At 39.2% G+C, this 20981-nt stretch carries 8 protein-coding genes; 3 read left to right on the forward strand and 5 right to left on the reverse strand.

All coding sequences use genetic code 11. The annotated features are described in order from the left end of the window. Window positions 1-12: 12 nt before the first annotated feature. The 3 genes from P164_RS00610 to P164_RS00620 form a co-directional block, all read right to left on the reverse strand. Window positions 13-2307, reverse strand: coding sequence for a GH92 family glycosyl hydrolase (locus P164_RS00610; RefSeq protein ID WP_028374551.1), 2295 nt, complete (start codon window positions 2305-2307; stop codon window positions 13-15). A gap of 192 nt (window positions 2308-2499) precedes the next feature. Continuing rightward, window positions 2500-3948: a Gfo/Idh/MocA family protein gene (locus tag P164_RS00615; RefSeq protein WP_028374552.1), complete on the reverse strand. Its 1449-nt coding sequence runs from the start codon at window positions 3946-3948 to the stop codon at window positions 2500-2502. Between the two features lie 255 nt (window positions 3949-4203). Beyond that, a complete protein-coding gene (locus P164_RS00620) occupies window positions 4204-5226 on the reverse strand; it encodes a LacI family DNA-binding transcriptional regulator (protein ID WP_028374553.1) in 1023 nt (340 codons plus the stop codon). Window positions 5227-5586: 360 nt separating this feature from the next. Here P164_RS00620 and P164_RS00625 point away from each other — a divergent pair, with 360 nt between their 5' ends. Further along, on the forward strand, window positions 5587-6558 hold the full coding sequence (locus P164_RS00625; protein ID WP_028374554.1) for a bile acid:sodium symporter family protein: 972 nt from the start codon (window positions 5587-5589) through the stop codon (window positions 6556-6558). A 3-nt stretch (window positions 6559-6561) separates the two neighbouring features. On the opposite strand, the gene P164_RS00630 is transcribed toward P164_RS00625, so the two are convergent. Together P164_RS00630 and fbp are read right to left on the reverse strand one after the other, a co-directional pair. Beyond that, on the reverse strand, window positions 6562-7989 hold the full coding sequence (locus P164_RS00630) for an exonuclease domain-containing protein (protein ID WP_028374555.1): 1428 nt from the start codon (window positions 7987-7989) through the stop codon (window positions 6562-6564). A 130-nt stretch (window positions 7990-8119) separates the two neighbouring features. Beyond that, window positions 8120-9127 (reverse strand): class 1 fructose-bisphosphatase, encoded by a 1008-nt coding sequence (gene fbp / locus P164_RS00635; RefSeq protein ID WP_028374556.1) that lies wholly within the window; start codon window positions 9125-9127, stop codon window positions 8120-8122. Window positions 9128-9413: 286 nt separating this feature from the next. Here fbp and P164_RS00640 point away from each other — a divergent pair, with 286 nt between their 5' ends. Beyond that, entirely contained in the window at window positions 9414-10679 is a 1266-nt protein-coding gene (locus tag P164_RS00640) for an NAD(P)/FAD-dependent oxidoreductase (RefSeq protein ID WP_028374557.1), read from the forward strand. Between the two features lie 568 nt (window positions 10680-11247). Beyond that, window positions 11248-20955, forward strand: a complete 9708-nt coding sequence (locus P164_RS00645; protein ID WP_028374558.1) for a T9SS C-terminal target domain-containing protein — start codon at window positions 11248-11250, stop codon at window positions 20953-20955. Window positions 20956-20981 lie beyond the last annotated feature (26 nt).

A 20981-nucleotide genomic window follows, 5' to 3' on the forward strand; every position in this document is an offset into this window, starting at 1 on the left:
AAATTAGCGTTTTTAATCTTCGTTTGAAAGCGAGTAAGGATATGCTGATTTTGTGGTTCCACGAGAGGTATTTGGTATAGTACTCATATCAAAATCAATTTTCATTCCCTTCATCATAGCTTTATGGCTCAGCCAGTTTTTATTATAGGTCTTACCATCAATTTTCATAGTTTCAATATACTTATTTTCCGGGCTATTTTTAGGAGCGTTAATTTCTACTGTATTTCCATTTTCAAGATTTAATGTGATTTTTTGAAATAGGGGAGCACCTAAAATGTACTGATCTGTAGCGGGAGCAACCGGGTAGAAGCCCATTGCAGAAAACATATACCAGGCCGAAGTTTGCCCATTATCTTCATCACCGCAATAACCGTCTGGCGTGGGTAAATACATCTTGTTCATCGTCTCGCGCACCCATTCTTGCGTTTTCCAGGGTTGACCGGCATAATTATATAGGTAAATCATATGTTGTATGGGTTGGTTTCCGTGAGCATATTGCCCCATATCTGCAATTTGCATTTCTCGAATTTCGTGAATCACAAAGCCATAATAGCTATCGTCAAAAACCGGAGGAAGACAAAAAACAGTATCTAACTGTGCCACAAACTTATCTTCACCTCCCATGAGATCTATAAGACCCTGCATATCGTGAAATACAGACCAGCTGTAGTGCCAGCTGTTTCCTTCCGTAAATGCATCACCCCATTTAAACGGATTAAAGGGAGCCATAAATTTGCCATTTTTATTTTTACCACGCATCAAACTGGTTTCAGAATCAAAAAGATGCGTATAGTTCATCGCTCTTTTTTTATAAAGATTAATTTCAATTTTGGGCTTTTTTAAAGCCTTTGCCAGTTGATAAATTGCGAAATCATCGTAGGCATATTCTAGCGTTCGCGCGGCATTCTCATTAATACCAACATCATAAGGTACATAACCCAATTTGTTATAATATTCAGCACCTTTACGACCTACAGCATCTAAAGGGCCTTCATTATTTGCCCCATGAATTAAAGCTTTATACAAATTCTCAATATCATACGTATAAGCATCACCGCTTTTAAGATAGGCTTCTGCAACTACCGAGGCTGAGTTGTTACCCACCATAACATTACGCAAGCCCGGGCTTGCCCACTCTGGTAACCAACCACTCTCATCATAGGCGTTAGAAAGACCTTCCTGCATATGTGCATTAAGTTCTGGGTACATTAAATTTAAAAATGGAAATAAGGCTCTAAACGTGTCCCAAAAACCGGTATCTGTAAACATATAGCCGTCACGTACTTCCCCGTTATAAGGACTGTAATGAACAATTTTACCTGTAGCATCATACTCGTAGAACTTTCGGGGAAATAAGAGAGAGCGGTATAAACTGCTGTAAAAAGTTTTAAACTGGTCCGTAGTTCCTCCTTCAACGTTAATACGTTTTAAATTAGCATTCCAGAGCGTTCTGCCTTTTTCTTTTACCGTATCAAAATCATCAGACCCTATCTCTTTTAAGTTTAATTCGGCTTGCTCGTAACTAATAAACGAAGAGGCCACCTTTGCATTTACCTGTTTATCCTTTTTGGTTTTAAAACCTATTATGGCACCCGCATGGTTTGCAGTACTTTCTAAAGCATCAGATAGTATAGAGTCTTTATAGGTTTTGGTAAGATCAAATTCTTTGTCAAAAACAATGACAAAATAATTTTTAAAATTATCAGGAACTCCGCCGCTGTTGCGCGTGGTATATCCAATTATTTTTCGCTCCTTCGGAATTATTTTAACGTAAGAACCCCGGTCAAAAGCATCAATTACTACTGAAGCACTATCTGTCTGCGGAAATGTAAATCTAAAACGGGCAGCACGTTCGGTAGGAGTAAGTTCAGTCGTAATATCGTGATCTGCGAGATACACGCTATAATAATAGGGTTTTACAAGTTCCGCTTTATGTGAAAACCAACTTTTACGTTCTTCTTCTTTAAATCGCAATTTTCCGGTAACTGGCATGATTGAAAATTGTCCGTAATCATTCATCCATGGAGAAGGCTGATGCGTCTGTTTGAAACCACGTATCGTTCTGGCGTTGTAGGTATATGCCCAACCATTGCCCATCTCACCGGTTTGTGGCGTCCAGAAATTCATTCCCCAGGGTAATGCAATTGCAGGATAAGTATTTCCTGTAGAGAGACTGGGGTCACTATCGCTGCCTATTAAAGGATCTACATAATCTACAGGATTTTCTATAGATTGTATAAGCGCATTTTGGCCATTTGAAACTGTAATGACTAAACATGAGAGAACAACAAAAAGTATTTTTTTCATTCTAAGCGTATTTTATTTAAAAATTGAAATCTACCCACATAAAACGATTTACTAAAATCAATATTATTATATCGGTATCTATTCTATTCCTGTAAACTAAATAAAACGACATTTAATTTAAGAGCTTCTGAAGCTTCTAAATTAAATGTCGTTTTTATAATAATTAAATAGGATTACTCCTTGATTTATAATTTAAAGCGACCATCCTTCTCGGTAACTGCGCTTTACAAATTGATTTGCTTCTTCAAAATTAGTCACGCGCATAGCGTCAGAGTCCCAAAGCATTTCGATATAGCGTCCCGGGTAGTCAAAGCCACCATCTTCTCGTTCTTTACGCACATCAAAACCGCGTATAGCAAGGTTTGCTATTAATAAAGTTTCCGTTAAAGGTCCTGCAACACTAAAGGGTGAACTTACTTCTTTTTTACCATAGCCGGCAAGAGCAGCTTCTACCCACTGGGCGTAGTGTCCTTCGGCTTGCCCGGCAACGCGCTCGTACTTTTGAGGCACGGTGGTTTGTTCTGTTTTTGAAGTAGGCAAAAGCTGTGGATTACGCGAATAGGTACCACACATCATTTTACCTTTTGTGCCTATAAACAATACGCCATTACCGCCGTCACCAAAGACTTCATTAGGACCTAATTCTTCAGGGCGAGCAGGTTGTATACCGCCATCCATCCAATGTAATTTTACATCGCCTTTTGTTTTATCTGTTTGAGCAAAAGTCATTGTAACGTGACTTGACGGAGGACAGGCTTCTGGGAAATAACCACGTTTAAACTCATCTACATAAACACTACCTACACTGCATTGCACATCTTTAGGGTATTTTAGATTGAGTACTCGTACCGGTACTTCTACCAGGTGACACCCCATATCACCCAAAGCGCCGGTACCGTAATCCCACCAGCCACGCCAGTTAAAAGGAACCAAACCACCTACATAGTCTTTATAGGGTGCTGTACCCAACCATAAATCCCAGTCTAATTCACTTGGGATAGGAGCAGCCGTTTTTGGCCACGGAATTCCCTGAGGCCATACAGGGCGGTCTGTCCAACAATAGACTTCTTGAATATCGCCTATTAATCCTGCATCAAACCATTCACTCATTAAGCGCGTGCCATCATTAGACGCACCTTGATTTCCCATTTGTGTAACCACTTTATACTGCTCTGCAGCTTCAGTGAGTTTACGAGCTTCATATATATCGTGTGTTAAAGGTTTTTGAACGTAAACGTGCTTTCCTTTTTTCATGGCAGCAATCGCAGGAGCAGCGTGATTATGATCTGGCGTTGCAATAGAAACCGCATCAAAATGCTTTTCTTCTTTATCTAACATCTCGCGCCAGTCTTTATAGTATTTAGCTTTAGGGAACCGTGCTCTTGAACTTGCTGCTCTTCGGTCATCTACGTCACATAAAAATGCTATATCAGCTTTGCCACTATCTGCAAAACTTTTTATGTCACTTTCTCCTTTTCCGCCTACACCTATACCTGCAACAAGTAGTTTATCACTGGGAGCTGTATAGCCCACGCCACCTAATACGTGTCGTGGTACAATAGAAATACCTAAAGAAGCAATAGATGCTTTTTTAATAAAATCTCTTCTTGGAGAAGAAGAGGAATTTTTGTTTCCGTTCATGGTCTCGAGTTTTAGTTGTTCTGTGAGTTAAAGAGTTTCCTGACGGAATAGTTGCAGGAGCTCCTTCGCAAACGACTTCGTTAATTTGCCTTGAAGTTAATTAGAATTTTCTAAAGTGCTACATAAATCGTTTTACTTTATTTGAAACTACAGTTAATAAAAAGGAAATGTAATACTAGAGCAGGCATATTTTTAGACTTAAAAAGTTTAATCAATTATTGAAGCTTCCCTTTTTTAGTCACATACTGAAACTTCTTATTTTCTAAAAGAAGAATCTCTTACAATAAGTTTAGCATCAAGAACCGTTTGCATAAGTGGGATGTCCTTATCTTTTGTCTTTAAAAGTTTAAACATAATACGCATTAATTCTTCTGCCATTTCCTGCAGCGGTTGTGCTACCGCAGAAATAGACGGATTATTAATTTTAAAGAAGTCATTATCATCAAAAGTAACAATACCCAGATCGTAAATAAGTTGCGGATTTGTCTCTTTAATAATTTCTAGTGCAGTTTGGGTAAGATAGTTTGTTGAGAAAAAAACTGCATCAATATTTTTTTCTAAAAGAAGAGATTGAATAAGATCAGAACTTTCTTTTTGATTAATTTGTTTAAAAGGCAATTCAAGAATAGTGCTGGTAAGCCCGGCATTTTTAATCGCATCTTCATAACCGCGCGCGCGATCAAGCATCTGATTTTGATTGGTATCTGTGGTTATAAAGGCTATATTTTTAAAGTTATTATTTATTAAATGTTGCGTAGCTTCTTTAGAGGCCACATAGTTATTAATCACAACGTGATGCGTGGGTAAGTCTTCAAAATAGCGATCGCCTAATACTACCGGAATTCCGTTTTTTATAAGATTTTCAATTTCGTCTTTAATCCCGGAAGAGGGTATGATTAAAAACCCATCTACCTGACGTTCACTAAAGACACGTATGAGTTCGCGAGAGCGTTTATCATTATTTTCATTGCTGCAAAAAAGTACTTTATAACCCTTATCATAAGCTATATCTTCAATGATCCTGGCGATTTTAGCAAAAAAACTATTGCTGATATCTTCTACCATAAACACCAGAATTTTACTTTTTCCGGTTCGTAAACTTTGTGCAACCTGATTAGGAGTGTAGTTTATTTCTTCAACGTAGTCTTTTATTTTTTTAATGACTTCTTTTGAGATTTTGCGTTCTTCTCCTTTTCCATTTAATACAAATGAGATAGTTGTTATTGATACACCAAGTGCCTTTGATATATCTTTTATTGAGGGTCTTTTTTGTTTCATTTTACTAATCACCCACAACCCGGGATTTATATTTGAGAGTTAAACTCGTCGTGCTATTTAAATTCTTTTAGCAACGCTTTAAAAAAATAGCACAAGCTTATTTAAATAAGGCAGTATTTACATACGGAAGCTAATACATTTTTATTTAACACATAAATTAAGGTACCGAGATAAAGCTTTTTAAACCAATTTAGAGTTAGTGATTATGCTCTTGTATTCTAAACTATGGGTTTTATTTTTATGGAAATCTCACCTATAATAATAACGAAGAGCAGCTCGCTTTCCCTTTTGTAGTATAACTTTACTCGCTTATTTAAATAGCAATTTAGAGAACTTTTCCTTTTAAAGTATTTACTAAGTATGAGGTTAAAACTAGATAGGTTTGTGTTATCCATTATTTTGGTAATTGGCTTGGCCTACTTCATTCCCCAATGGGGGACTGAGGAAAGTGCTATACCTATAAATACAATTAGTGCTATTGGTATCTCTTTGATATTCTTTTTTTATGGAGTTAAATTGAGTCCGTCTAAGTTAAGAGCCGGTCTTGCTAATTATAAATTGCATCTGCTTGTACAAGCCTCAACGTTTTTAATATTTCCGCTACTCGTATTGCTGTTTAGACCTATGATACAAAATGAAGAACAGGAAACTATATGGCTCGCATTTTTCTTTTTGGCCGCTTTACCCTCTACAGTAAGTTCTTCTGTTGTAATGGTTTCATTAGCTAAAGGAAATATTCCATCGGCGATTTTTAATGCCACTATTTCTGGACTAATAGGTATTTTGATTACGCCTTTATGGATGGGTCTTTTTATTGACGCAGCAGAAACCGAATTTAATTTTACAGAGATCTATGTTAAGCTTATTGTGCAAATAATTTTACCGGTCGTACTCGGTATGTTATTACAAAGGTATCTAGGTGACTTTGTACAACGTCATTCTTCTAAACTAACTTTGTTTGATAAGTCTATTATTCTGCTCATCATTTACAAAAGCTTTGCAGAATCGTTTTCTGAAAACCTATTCAGTTCGGTTTCAATACTAGATTTGTTAGCTTTGTTTATGGGAGTTCTACTGCTTTTTATTCTGGTGTTTTTAATTACCGGTATAGCGTCTAAACTCTTAGATTTTTCTATTGAAGATCGCATCACAGCTCAATTTTGTGGTACAAAAAAATCGCTGGTTCACGGTACGGTATTTTCTAAAATACTATTTGGTAATATGGCCGGTTTAGGGTTAATTCTACTGCCGCTTATGCTTTTTCACGCTTCGCAAATTATGATAATAAGTGCAATCGCTTCGCGTTATGCAAGACGACCTAATTCCCTCTAAATCTTAAGAAACCCACCGCTCAAAAATATCCTGAGTAAATGTGTCTTCCTCATTAAGAATTATTTTTTCAATTTTTGGAGTAGTTGTTAGATGCCTGCGAATAATACGATCTGCGTATCCCGAACTTTTTTGAGGAACAAGATATGGCGTGAAGTCTTCGGCTTTATTTACCGGTAGTTGGGCATCTATAAACCCGTAACCTGAGTATTTGCCTTGTTTTAAATAGATAAAAGATTTTTCTCCGGGTATTCTTCCTTCATCTAAAAGGAGACACGAATCGTCATACGTATTGATAAACTCTAAAGCTTCAGCCACCCGCTTATTATAAGTTTTCACTTCTATTTCTCCTTTACAAACACCACTACAGGTCTGTAATTTATAGTGATTACAAGAATCAACTCCTTGCTGTAAACCGCAATATTTTGGACACAAATTAAAGGTCTCGCAAACTAATTCTAAAAAGAAAATAGCTTCCTCATAGGTGTAAAATTGCATTAAACTTACCGGGGCGATTTTATTTTTATGCAGCGCAAATTGTTGTATTCCCTTTTTATTTGGGTAGGAGGTTAGCTTGTAGGGTTTAGAAGGATTTTTCTGTGCTTTATTGTATTTAGGATAATGTTTTAAAATAAGTTCTGCTTCGCGCAAGAGCGCAAGTAATTCACTTCCGGTACGTTCAAAATCTATGCTATGCGTATCTTGCAATAGCGCATATTTACGATTGCTCTTCTCTCTAAAGTGAGACAATACCCGTTTTTGAATATTTATCGCTTTACCTATATATAAAGGAGTTCCCTTTTTGTCTTTAAAGAAATACACGCCCGCATTTGTAGGCAATTCTTCAAAATCTGCAGATTTGAAATGTGGTGGGAGAAATGATTCTTTAGATTTTCGATTAAGAAAGCCTTCAATAACTTCATACTCTGGATCAAGTTCTATACAACGTTGAAATAGTAGCACAGTGGCCTCTGTATCTCCCTGAGCACGGTGTCTGTCGCGATGTGGGATATTTATAGAGGTACATAAATTTCCCAAACTGTAAGAGAATAAGCCGGGAATAAGTTTTTTAGCAAGTCGCACGGTACAAATGCGTTTCCGGTTAAAATCTATGCCCGCAGTGCTAAACTCTGCGCGTACCACATTGTAATCAAAGCCAACATTGTGGGCAACAAAAATACAGTCTTTTGTAAGTGTGTTTATAGCAGGAGCAACAGTATCAAACGTAGGCGCATCCTTAACCATCGCATCGTTTATCCCGGTAAGTTTTTCTATATAAAACGGGATCTCGCGTAGTGGATTTATCAGCGAAACAAAACGATCTATCTCGACACCATTTTGCAAGACAATGATACAGATCTCTGTAATTTTGTTGTCTTTAATTCCACCGCCGGTCGTTTCAACATCTATGATGGCAAACTTCGCTTCTTCCATAGTTCAAAAATAATTTATTCTTGAAAACTAAAGAAGGAAATTATCCATATTAACGGAAATTATCCATTAAGAGTTTTAAAAAAAGTCCGGAATGTAATCCCGGACTATAAATTGCTATTTTAAATGTATTCTAATCATTCTGCTGTAAGAACCACTCTATCTTTTCAACTTCAGTAGTACAACCGCAATAAAACGGAGCACGCTCATGCAACTCATTAGGAATACGTTCCATAATGCGGCCGTAACCGTCTGAGGCTTTTCCTCCGGCTTGCTCGGCCAGAAACGCCATAGGGTTGCATTCATATAGTAATCTTAGTTTTCCTTTAGGAGAGGTTGTTCCCGTAGGATATAGGTAAACGCCACCTAATAACATATTTCTATGAAAATCTGCTACTAAAGAACCAATGTATCTAGACGTAAAAGGTCTGTTTTCTTCTTCATTTAATTCTTGAGTCCAGCGAATAAATTTTTTAATTCCCTGCGGAAAGTGAACATAATTACCTTCATTAATTGAATAGATACGACCAGATTCGGCATGTTTCATATTAGGATGCGATAAGAAAAAGGAGCCTATACCGGGATCAAAGGTAAAGCCGTGTGTACCATTACCTGTGGTGTATACCAGCATTGTTGAGGTACCATAAATTAAATAACCCGCTGCAACTTGATTGATGCCGGGTTGTAAAAAATCTTCTAGCGTAACCGGCGTTCCTACCGGACTGATGCGGCGGTATATACTAAAAATTGTACCTACAGTAATATCTACATCTATGTTTGAAGAGCCGTCAAGCGGATCTATCAAAACAACATAATTTGCGTTTTTATGCTTTTCTTCATTAAAAACTAAAAAATCTTCAAGTTCCTCTGAAGCAAGACCACAAATCTCACCTCGATCTCTAAGTGTGCTTATAAACATATCATTTGCGAGAACATCTAATTTTGCCTGAGATTCACCCTGTACATTTTCCTGTCCGGCTTTTCCTCGTATTTCGGCAAGCCCCGCTTTGTTTATTTCTTGATTAACCATTTTACCCGCCAGGCGTATCGCGCTTAAAAGGGAACTTAATTCTCCTTTAGCGTATGGAAAATCTTTTTGATTTTGAATAATAAATTCGCCTAAGGTCGTGTGTCTTTCCATAGTTTGAGAAGGTTGTCTAAGTAGAATGCGTTATGAATTTAAATTTAACAAATTACGATTAATACAATCGATTGCAAAGACTATTTATTTATCAATTTTGCACCGAATTATTGTGCTAAAATAACCCAAATTTTATGGAAACATTCGGTTTTAGGTATTCAATTATCAATATATACTGTTTGAAAGGTAACAAATTAAAAACACGGTGATAAAGCACTAAATTTGACTTAAAGCACACTCCTTTCTAATATAAAACTTTTAATTTTCAGCCTTAAGAAATAACTGAATGAGCAAGCGTATTGTAATTATAGGTGGAGGTTTTGCAGGAATTAATCTCGTAAAGCATCTTGTAAAATCTGAAGTTTATGAGGTGGTGCTCGTAGATAAGAATAATTATAATTTTTTTCCGCCACTATTGTATCAGGTTTCTACGGGCTTTTTAGATCCTTCGAGTATTACGTTTCCGTTTAGAAATCTTTTTAGAAGTAAAAAGAACTTTAGATATAGAATGGGTGAGTTGCTTGAAATTTTACCCGAGGAAAAGAAAATTGTTCTTGATAACGGCGAGCTTACCTATGACTACCTTGTTTTAGCAACAGGAACAAAAACCAATTTTTTTGGTTTAGATCAATGTCAGCAGCATGCGATACCTATGAAAACGCTTGAAGACGCTTTAGAAATGCGTAATATTTTGCTTCAGCGCTTAGAGCAGGCTACACGTATACATGATAAGTCACAACGCTTACCCTATTTAAATATGGTAATAGCAGGCGGTGGGCCTACAGGAGTCGAAATTTCTGGAGTATTTGCAGAACTACGTAATAATACGATACGTAAAGAATTTCCCGAGCTTATAGGATCTGGATCTAAAATTTATTTGGTAAATGGAGGGAGCGAGCTCTTATCTCCTATGAGTAAGAAAAGTCAGGAATATACCTATAAAAAGCTTTCTGAAATGGGCGTTGAGATTTTACTAAACACGCGGGTAGTTGATTTTGATGGCGAAAAAGTATTGATGAAAGACGGCTCTCATATCTACAGTAAAAATCTTATTTGGGCTACGGGAGTGATAGGTCATAAATTTAGGGGCGTTCCCGAAGATGCATATCAACGTGGAAATCGCATTCAAGTGAATGCCTATAATAAAGTAGCAGGCTGCGATGCTCTTTATGCGATAGGAGATTCTGCTGTGAGTAATGCAGATCCTAACTTCCCCGAAGGACACCCACAACTGGCCCAGGTAGCTATGCAGCAAGGTGTGAGGCTTGCTAAAAATTTTAAGTTAATGCAGGCAGGTAAGGAGCCTAAGCCTTTTACCTATAACGATAGGGGCTCAATGGCAATTATAGGAAGTAATAAGGCAGTTGCAGATGTGCCACAACCCAATCTGCATCTTAACGGATTTATTGCCTGGTGCGCCTGGTTATTTGTACATCTTTTCGCATTAATTGATTACCGCAATCGCGTACGTACTTTTTACAACTGGTCTACAGAATACCTAACAAAAAATCAAGATTTGCGTCTTATTATAAGACCTAAAAAAGGCCGATAAAATTTATAATTCTAATTTTCAAAATTAGCATTGTAGATACTTCGAGGTGTTTACTTCACCTGCTAAATTTTAAATTAAAATTCCTACAAATTTTATTCCTACAAATAATATTCTTCAGAATTGTAGTGTTAACATTTTGAACCAATAAAACGGTTTAGTTTCTATTTATTAAAATCAGGTAATTATTGTAATAATTACGTTTAAATGCATATAAATTGAATGTAAATCATACATTTTATTGGTAAAAATCACTATTTCAATAAGTTTAAACTTGTATAAAACATAGATTAAAACAACTAAATCGTTTAGTTAGTGTGTATTTCATCGTTTTATTTGGTATTTAAAAGATCCTTTTTTAGTTTTAGTTAATAGAAACTAACCAATTCTTTACAACCAATGATTCTCCAAAACGTTCAATCTTATCGTCCCAAAATTTTACCCCTGAGCGTATAAGATTTAGTCCCCTAAGATTTTTACAACTAATGATTGAATGCCTCGTGCATTTTCGATCCCAGATCACTTTTGCCCAATATTTAGATTTTAACTCTCATTCTAATACGCTTATACTATGGTGAACTTTACTTTTAAACAATTAGAAATTAGATTTGTAACTGTTGCGTTACTTTTCTTAATATTCAATGTGGCAGTACAGGCTCAAGACAGAACTTTTGCGACAACTGTCATTGATAATGCAAGCGTGACTAATTTATCGTTTGCAACCGATCAAAATTTATCAACTCAGGCACGCGTACGGGCTAATTCAGGAGTATCTGCCTTAGGAATTGAAATAACCCCTCCAACTGTAGGACATATCGAACTTGGTTATAATACCACGGTACTTGCAAACACAACTACTTACATTCAAATTGAGACTCAAGATCAATTACTAGATGTATTAGTAGGTGGGACTTTAGGAGGTTTAGTAGGAGATGTATTAGATATAGTTTTAGGAGGACAGGAAGTAACAATTGAAGCTAAAAATGGTGGCACAAGTGTTTTAACAGTAAGCACCACAAATCCTTCTGCTTTCAATACAGAAACCGCACGCGTTTTAATAGGACCTGATGGTAACTATTATATAGCCATAACTCCAAATCAAAATTATACGAGTATTCGTGTTACAAACTCCACAGGATCTGCATTGCTTGGTTTAAATAATACCAGAGATTTGTTTATTTCGGGTGTATTTACTGCTTCAGGAAGCAACTTTTGCAATGAACCTGCATTTACTTCATTCAATTCAACAGGAATAACGCTAGACGCCTTGCAGTTGGCCGGCTCGGGTGTTACAAATCCTGAATTTGCGATTGACTCAGACCCATCAACATTCTCTCAAATTAGCTTGGGTATTTTAGCAGTAGCAGGTTCTATAGAACAGGTAATTTATTTTGATACTCCCACTCAGCCTACAGAAGATTTTAAAATAGCCCTTCGGGTAGATCCTTCTTTACTCGCTTTGGGCCTTGCAAATAATGTCGGATTATTGGCTTATAACGGTACTACTTTAGTCAGTTCTTCAAGCCTTTCATCCCTTTTAAATCTTGATTTGTTAGGGCTATTGCAAAGCAATGCAATTGTACAGGTGCCCTTTGATGTTGCCGGTCCCGCAGATCGTATTGTGGTGCGTTATGAATCTTTAGTAAATGCCAGTGTAACGCAGCGTATAGATCTCTTCGATATCGCAGTAACTTCAGGAATACCGGTTCTTGATAGTGCATCTCAAAATGTGGAGATTTGTGCTGGTGAAACTGCAGATTTAATTGCAACAACAGCAACAACCGGAGCTGAATTAAGATGGTATGATAGTGCTACGGGTGGTAATTTACTAGCAACAGTTGCAAGTGGGGATACCTTTACAACACCAGTTTTAACCGGAGATACTACGTTTTATGTAGCCTCATTTTTAGCAGGCTGTGCTGAAGAATCTGGGAGGGTGGCAGTGACGGTTACCGTAAATCCTATTCCACAATCAGGTGATATAACAGTGTTAGGTTTAGACTTACCTATATGTATTCCTGAAATTTTAAATATAGTACCTACAACTGCGCTTAATGGCAGTTTTAAATACTACCTAGATGCAAATGGAGATGTAGAAATCACAAATGGTCTGGTAGACGGTAATTTAACATATACTATAAATCCTGAAGGCGAACTAGAAGTAGAAGGTCTTACGGAAGCTGAAAGTCCGTACCGGGTTTATGTAAGTCTGGTTGATGCGGTAACCGGTTGCGAGAATGCACCGGGAGATTTAAAAGTTGTTGACGTAACTCTTGATGGGGGTCCCCAACCTACTATTGCTCTAAATCCTGTAACAACAGATGGTATTGTTAATACTTCTGAAGCGTTAGCTCCTGTAACAATCACCGGCACAGTAGGTGGCGATGCAGAAGCGGGTGACCCGGTAACTGTTACGGTTAATACATTTGACTATGTTACAACTGTTACTGCAGGATTAACATTCTCTGTAGATGTTGCCGGCGCGCAATTGGTTGCAGATTCAGATTTAACCATTGAAGCTGAGGTTACAGCATCAGGTTTGTTATGTCAGAACACCGTAAGTACGAGCATTAGCTACAGCTTAGATTTAGTACCTCCAACAGTTCCTACGGTAAATACACAAATCACAAATAATACAACTCCTACAATTACAGGTACTGCAGATTCTATAGATAATCTTACAGTCGTGGTAAACGGAGTTACCTACACCGAAGGTGACGGAAATTTAACCGACAATGGTGATGACACCTATACTTTAGTCATTCCTAGCGGAAATGAAATTTCAGAAGGAACTTATGATGTAGTAGCGACTGCTGCTGATGCAGCAGGAAATTCTTCCACAGATACTACTACAAATGAATTAACAATAGATCTTACTAACCCTACAATTCCTACGGTAAATACTCAAACCACCAGCGACACTACACCCACAGTAACAGGAACTGCAGATTCCGTAGATGCCCTTACAGTGGTTGTTAATTCCGTTACTTATATTGAAGGTGATGGAAATTTAGTAGATAATGGTGACAATACTTGGACGCTTGTAATACCAGCTGGAAACGAATTAATAAACGGTGTTTATGAAGTTTTAGTAACCGCTACAGATCTTGCCGGCAACATGGCAACCGACATTACTACAAACGAATTAACAATAGATAATACTATCCCAACAACACCAACGGTTGTCGCGCAGGTTACAAGTAATACAACGCCAACAATTACCGGAACAGCAGATAGTGGAGATGATTTGACAGTAACGGTTGATGGAGTTGATTATAACGAGAGCGGTACAGATTTAACCGATAATGGTAACGATACCTGGACCTTAATAATACCTAGCCCATTAGCTGAAGGTACTTATAATGTTACAGCAGTGGTTGTGGGTACCGGGGGTACAGCTACAGACCCTACAATGAATGAGTTGGTTATTGATACTACAAATCCTGTAAATCCTACTGTAGATGCCTTAACCACTAATGATACCACCCCAACAATCACCGGAACTGCAAATTCAGTTGATGACCTGACAGTTGTTGTAAACGGAGTTACCTACTCGGAGGGCGACGGTAATTTAATCGATAATGGAGATGACACCTTTACATTAGTGATTCCTGGAGGAAATGCGTTAGCTGATGGGACGTATGATGTAGTTGCCACCGCAACGGATGCTGCGGGCAATACATCTTCAGATATCACAACTGATGAGTTGGTAATTGATACGGCAGCGCCAACGGTACCAACAGTTGATGCATTAGTAACCAATAATTCAACTCCAACAATAACGGGTACTGCAGATTCTGTTGATAATCTGACAGTCGTAGTAAATAGTGTAACCTACACGGAGGGCGATGGTAACTTAACCGATAACGGAGATAACACCTTTACCTTGATAATTCCTGCGGGTGATGCTTTACCGGATGGGACGTATGATGTGGTTGCCACCGCAACGGATGCAGCGGGTAATGGTTCTTCAGATATTACAACTGATGAATTGGTGATCGATACAACAGCGCCAACAGTACCAACAGTTGATGCATTAATAACCAATTCAAATACACCGACAATCACCGGTACTGCAGATTCAGTTGATGATTTGACAGTTGTTATAAACGGAGTAACCTATACAGAAGGTGATGGTGATTTAACCGATAATGGTGATGGCACCTGGACTTTGAATATTCCAGCAGGGAATGCTTTACCCGATGGCACTTACGATGTAGTTGCAACCGCAACCGATGCAGCGGGTAATGCGTCTTCAGATATAACAACAGATGAGTTGGTGATTGATACTGCGGCGCCAGCGGTTCCTACTGTAAATGCCCAAATCACAAATAATTCAACCCCAACAATCACAGGTACTGCAGATTCTGTTGATGATTTGACAGTTGTTGTAAACGAAGTTACCTACACAGAAGGCGACGGAAATTTAACCGATAACGGAGATAACACCTTTTCATTAGTGATTCCAGCGGGTGATGCGTTACCGGATGGGACCTATGATGTGGTTGCCACCGCAACCGATGCTGCGGGTAATGCATCTTCAGATATTACAACTGATGAGTTGGTGATTGATACGGCAGCGCCAACGGTTCCAACTGTAAATACACAAATCACCAATAATTCAACTCCGACAATCACGGGTACAGCAGATTCAGTTGATGATCTGACAGTCGTTGTAAACGGAATTACCTACACAGAAGGCGACGGTAATTTAACCGATATCGGAGACAACACCTTTACGTTAATAATTCCTGCAGGTAACGCGTTACCTGATGGGACGTATGATGTAGTTGCCACCGCAACTGATTCAGCGGGCAATGCGTCTTCAGATATCACAACTGATGAATTGGTAATTGATACAGCAGCGCCAACGGTTCCAACTGTAAATACACAAATCACAAATAATTCGACACCAACAATCATGGGTACTGCTGATTCAGTTGATGATTTGACGGTTGTTGTAAACGGAATTACCTACACGGAAGGCGACGGTAATTTAACCGATAACGGAGATGGCACCTTTACATTAGTGATTCCTGGAGGAAATGCGTTACCCGATGGCACCTACGATGTAGTTGCAACCGCAACGGATGCTACGGGCAATGTGTCTTCAGATATCACAACTGATGAGTTGGTGATTGATACGACAGCGCCAACGGTTCCAACTGTAAATACACAAATCACAAATAATTCAACTCCGACAATCACAGGTACTGCTGATTCAGCTGATGCTTTGACAGTCGTTGTAAACGGAGTAACCTACACAGAAGGCGATGGTAATTTAAACGATAATGGTGATGGCACTTGGACTTTGATTATTCCTGCAGGTAACGCGTTACCGGACGGCACCTACGATGTAGTTGCCACCGCTACGGATGCTTCGGGCAATGCTTCTTCAGATATCACAACAGATGAATTGGTAATTGATACAGCAGCGCCAACAGTACCAACAGTTGATGCTTTAGTAACCAATTCAAATACCCCGACAATCACCGGTACTGCAGATTCAGTAGATGACTTGACCCTTACTGTAAACGGAGTAACATATACAGAAGGCGATGGTAATTTAACGGATAATGGTGATGGCACCTTTACATTAGTGATTCCTGGAGGAAATGCGTTACCTGATGGGACGTATGATGTAGTTGCAACCGCAACGGATGCTGCGGGCAATACATCTTCAGATATCACAACTGATGAGTTGGTAATTGATACGGCAGCGCCAACGGTTCCAACTGTAAATATACAAATCACAAATAATCCAACTCCGACAATCACGGGTACTGCAGATTCAGTTGATAACCTGACCGTTGTTGTAAACGGAGTAACCTACACGGAAAGCGACGGAAACTTAACCGATAATGGTGATAACACGTTCACATTGGTTATTCCAGCGGGTGATGCGTTACCGGATGGGACGTATGATGTAGTTGCTACCGCAACGGATGCTGCGGGTAATTCCTCTTCAGATATTACAACGGATGAGTTGGTGATTGATACAGCAGCGCCAACGGTTCCTACTGTATATGCACAAATCACAAATGATACCACCCCAACAATAACAGGTACTGCTGATTCAGTTGATAACCTGACCGTTGCTGTAAACGGAATAACCTACACAGAAGGCGACGGTAATTTAACCGATAATGGTGATAACACCTTTACCTTGATAATTCCTGCAGGTGATGCATTACCGGATGATACTTATGATGTAGTTGCCACCGCAACCGATGCTGCGGGTAATTCCTCTTCAGATATTACAACTGACGAATTGGTGATTGATACAGCAGCGCCAACAGTACCAACAGTTGATACTTTGCTATCCAACAATTCAACACCAACAATCACAGGTACTGCCGATTCAGTTGATAACCTGACAGTCGTGGTAAACGGAGTAACCTACTCGGAGGGCGACGGAAACTTAACCGATAACGGAGACAACACCTTTACCTTAATTATTCCAGCGGGGAATGCGTTACCTGATGGTACTTATGATGTAGTTGCCACCGCAACGGATGCAGCGGGCAATGCGTCTTCAGATATAACAACAGATGAATTGGTAATTGATACAGCAGCGCCAACAGTACCAACAGTTGATGCATTAGTTACCAATAATTCAACTCCGACAATTACGGGTGCTGCAGATTCAGTTAATGACCTGACAGTCGTGGTAAACGGAGTAACCTACATAGAAGGCGACGGTAATTTAACCGATAACGGAGACAACACCTTTACGTTAATAATTCCTGCAGGTGATGCTTTACCTGACGGCACCTATGATGTAGTTGCCACCGCAACGGATGCTGCGGGCAATGCTTCTTCAGATAACACAACTGATGAGTTGGTTATTGATACTACAAATCCTGTAAATCCTACTGTAGATGCCTTAACCACTAATGATACCACCCCAACAATCACAGGTACTGCTGATTCTGTTGATAATCTGACAGTCGTTGTAAACGGAATAACCTATACCGAAGGCGACGGAAACTTAACCGATAATGGTGATAATACCTTTACCTTAATAATTCCTGCAGGTAATGCGTTACCGGATGGTACTTACGATGTAGTTGCCACCGCAACAGATGCAGCGGGCAATGCATCTTCAGATGGTACAAATAATGAGTTGGTGATTGATACAGCAGCGCCAACATTACCAACAGTTGATACTTTGCTATCCAACAATTCAACTCCGACAATCACGGGTACTGCAGATTCTGTTGATGATTTGACGGTCTTTGTAAACGGAATAACCTATACCGAAGGCGACGGTAATTTAATCGATAACGGAGACAACACCTTTACGTTAATAATTCCTGCAGGGAATGCGTTACCGGATGGTACTTACGATGTAGTTGCCACCGCTACGGATGCTGCGGGGAATACATCTTCAGATATCACAACTGATGAGTTGGTGATTGATACGACAGCGCCAACGGTTCCAACTGTAAATTTACAAATCACAAATACTTCGACACCAACAATCACAGGTACTGCAGATTCTATTGATAACCTGACAGTTGTTGTAAACGGAGTAACATACACGGAGGGCGACGGAAACTTAACCGATAACGGAGATAACACCTTTACATTGATTATTCCAGCGGGTGATGCGTTACCTGACGGCACCTACGATGTAGATGCCACTGCAACGGATGCTGCGGGCAATGCATCTTCAGATATTACAACTGATGAGTTGGTAATTGATACAGCAGCGCCAACAGTACCAACAGTTGATGCATTAGTTACCAATTCAAATACCCCGACAATCACGGGAACTGCAGATTCAGTTGATGACCTGACAGTCGTTGTAAACGGAATAACCTATACCGAAGGCGACGGAAACTTAACCGATAATGGTGATAATACCTTTACATTAGTGATTCCTGCGGGTAATGCGTTACCGGATGGTACTTACGATGTAGTTGCCACCGCAACAGATGCAGCGGGCAATGCATCTTCAGATGGTACAATTGATGAGTTGGTGATTGATACAGCAGCGCCAACCGTACCAACAGTTGATGCTTTAGTAACCAATAATTCAACTCCGACAATTACGGGTACTGCAGATTCAGTTGATAACCTGACAGTTGTTGTAAACGGCGTAACCTACACAGAAGGCGATGGTAATTTGACTGATAATGGCGATAACACCTTTACCTTAATAATTCCTGCAGGTGATGCATTACCTGACGGCACCTACGATGTAGTTGCCACCGCAACGGATGCTGCGGGCAATACATCTTCAGATATCACAACTGACGAGTTGGTGATTGATACGGCAGCGCCAACAGTACCAACGGTGAATACTTTACTTACTAATAATTCAACACCGACAATCACAGGTACTGCAGATTCAGTTGATAATCTGACAGTCGTAGTAAATAGTGTAACCTACACGGAAAGCGACGGAAACTTAACCGATAATGGTGATAACACGTTCACATTGATTATTCCAGCGGGTGACACCTTACCGGATGGTATTTACGATGTAGTTGCCAACGCAACGGATGCTGCGGGCAATACGTCTTCAGATATTACAACGGATGAGTTAGTGATTGATACGGCAGCGCCAACGGTTCCTACTGTAAATACACAAATCACAAACAATTCAACTCCGACAATTACGGGTACTGCCGATTCTGTTGATGACCTGACAGTCGTTGTAAACGGAATAACCTATACAGAAGGCGACGGTAATTTAACCGATAACGGAGATAACACCTTTACGTTAATTATTCCTGCAGGGAATGCGTTACCTGACGGTACTTATGATGTTATCGTTACTGTGACCGATGCCCTGGGTAATAGTTCTAATGATACCACAGTAGATGAGTTGACGATTGATACCTCAACTTTAAACCAGCCTACTGTGCCTACTGTTACTTCACAAATTACGAGTGATAGTACTCCTTTAATTACCGGTACTGCAGATTCAGTAGATATGTTAATGGTTTCTGTAAATGGCTTTACCTATGCAGAGGGAGACGGTAATCTGGTAGATAATACCAATGATACTTGGACGTTAACGATCCCCGACGGGAATGAAATTCCGCAAGGGACCTATGATGTGGTAGCTTCTGTTACAAATACATTTGGAAATACCCTGACCGATGTCACTACTAATGAATTGACAATTAATGTGGGAACTCCTGTAGGAGATCCTAATCAAAGCTTTTGTGCAGCAGATATGCCCACTTTAGCAGATATCGTTTTAAACACAAATTCTATTAAATGGTATGGGCAGGCTTCTGGAGGTGTTGCTCTAGATCTTAATACTCCGTTAGTAAATGGTGTAACGTATTATGCGGCACTTACGGTAGGATCATTTGAAAGCTCAGTCCGTTTAGGAGTAACCGTAAGTTTAACAGAACCTGTTGAGGCTAGTTTAGATGCTTCAGTTGATACCGGATGTTTAGGAGCTGAAGTCGTTTATACAACAGAACCCGGTATGATAGATTATTTCTGGTCTGTTAGCACTGGTGGACGTATTGTTTCCGGAGGTACCGATACAGATAACTCCGTTACGGTTATTTGGGATGTTGCTGGTACCCAAAACGTGAGTGTAAATTATTTAGCTAACGATGCTTGTCTTACTGAAACTTCTGCCGAGATAGAACTAGAAGTTTCAGCTTGCTCAGATATGTCTATTTCTAAAACAGTAAACAATTTAAACCCTGCCATAGGTGAAGATATTATCTACACGATTGAAGTAACTAATACAGGTGAAGTAGCCTTACGCGATGTGATCGTAGATGAAAGTCTTCCATCTGGTCTTGAATTTTTAAGCTTTACGGCTTCGGTAGGTGATTATAACAATACGACAGGTACCTGGAGTATCCCCGTGTTAGATGCAAATGCTACAGCGACACTTTCGGTAACGGTAACGGTTTTAGATACCGGAAACTATTTAAATATTGCACGCATTGTTACCTCAAATCCTGTTGATGCTAATCCCGATAATAATTCGGCAGAACTTGAGATAGATCCAGATTGTCTAATGGTGTTCAATGAATTTTCGCCAAATGGTGACGGTATGAATGATGTTTTCACAGTTAGATGTATCGAAAATTATCCTAACAACACGGTGCAGGTATATAATAGAAACGGGCAGCTCGTATTTGATGCCAGTGGTTATTCAAATACGTGGAATGGTGATTCTAATGTGTCGAGTTCTATTCAAAAATCAAGCGGTTTACCAGCGGGAACCTATTATTATGTTCTAGAGATCAACGATGGTTCGAGATCGCTTACCGGATGGGTTTATATAGCCCGATAAATTAAAAATTCTCTCATTAAAAACTT

The sequence above is a fragment of the Leeuwenhoekiella sp. MAR_2009_132 genome, assembly GCF_000687915.1.
GTDB lineage: Bacteria > Bacteroidota > Bacteroidia > Flavobacteriales > Flavobacteriaceae > Leeuwenhoekiella.

Excerpts from the sequence above, each read along its gene's own strand:
- P164_RS00610 (WP_028374551.1), bottom strand. The coding sequence starts at position 2,307 with ATGAAAAAAATACTTTTTGTTGTTCTCTCATGTTTAGTCATTACAGTT.
- P164_RS00615 (WP_028374552.1), bottom strand. The coding sequence starts at position 3,948 with ATGAACGGAAACAAAAATTCCTCTTCTTCTCCAAGAAGAGATTTTATT.
- P164_RS00620 (WP_028374553.1), bottom strand. The coding sequence starts at position 5,226 with ATGAAACAAAAAAGACCCTCAATAAAAGATATATCAAAGGCACTTGGT.
- P164_RS00625 (WP_028374554.1), top strand. The coding sequence starts at position 5,587 with ATGAGGTTAAAACTAGATAGGTTTGTGTTATCCATTATTTTGGTAATT.
- P164_RS00630 (WP_028374555.1), bottom strand. The coding sequence starts at position 7,989 with ATGGAAGAAGCGAAGTTTGCCATCATAGATGTTGAAACGACCGGCGGT.
- fbp (WP_028374556.1), bottom strand. The coding sequence starts at position 9,127 with ATGGAAAGACACACGACCTTAGGCGAATTTATTATTCAAAATCAAAAA.
- P164_RS00640 (WP_028374557.1), top strand. The coding sequence starts at position 9,414 with ATGAGCAAGCGTATTGTAATTATAGGTGGAGGTTTTGCAGGAATTAAT.
- P164_RS00645 (WP_028374558.1), top strand. The coding sequence starts at position 11,248 with ATGGTGAACTTTACTTTTAAACAATTAGAAATTAGATTTGTAACTGTT.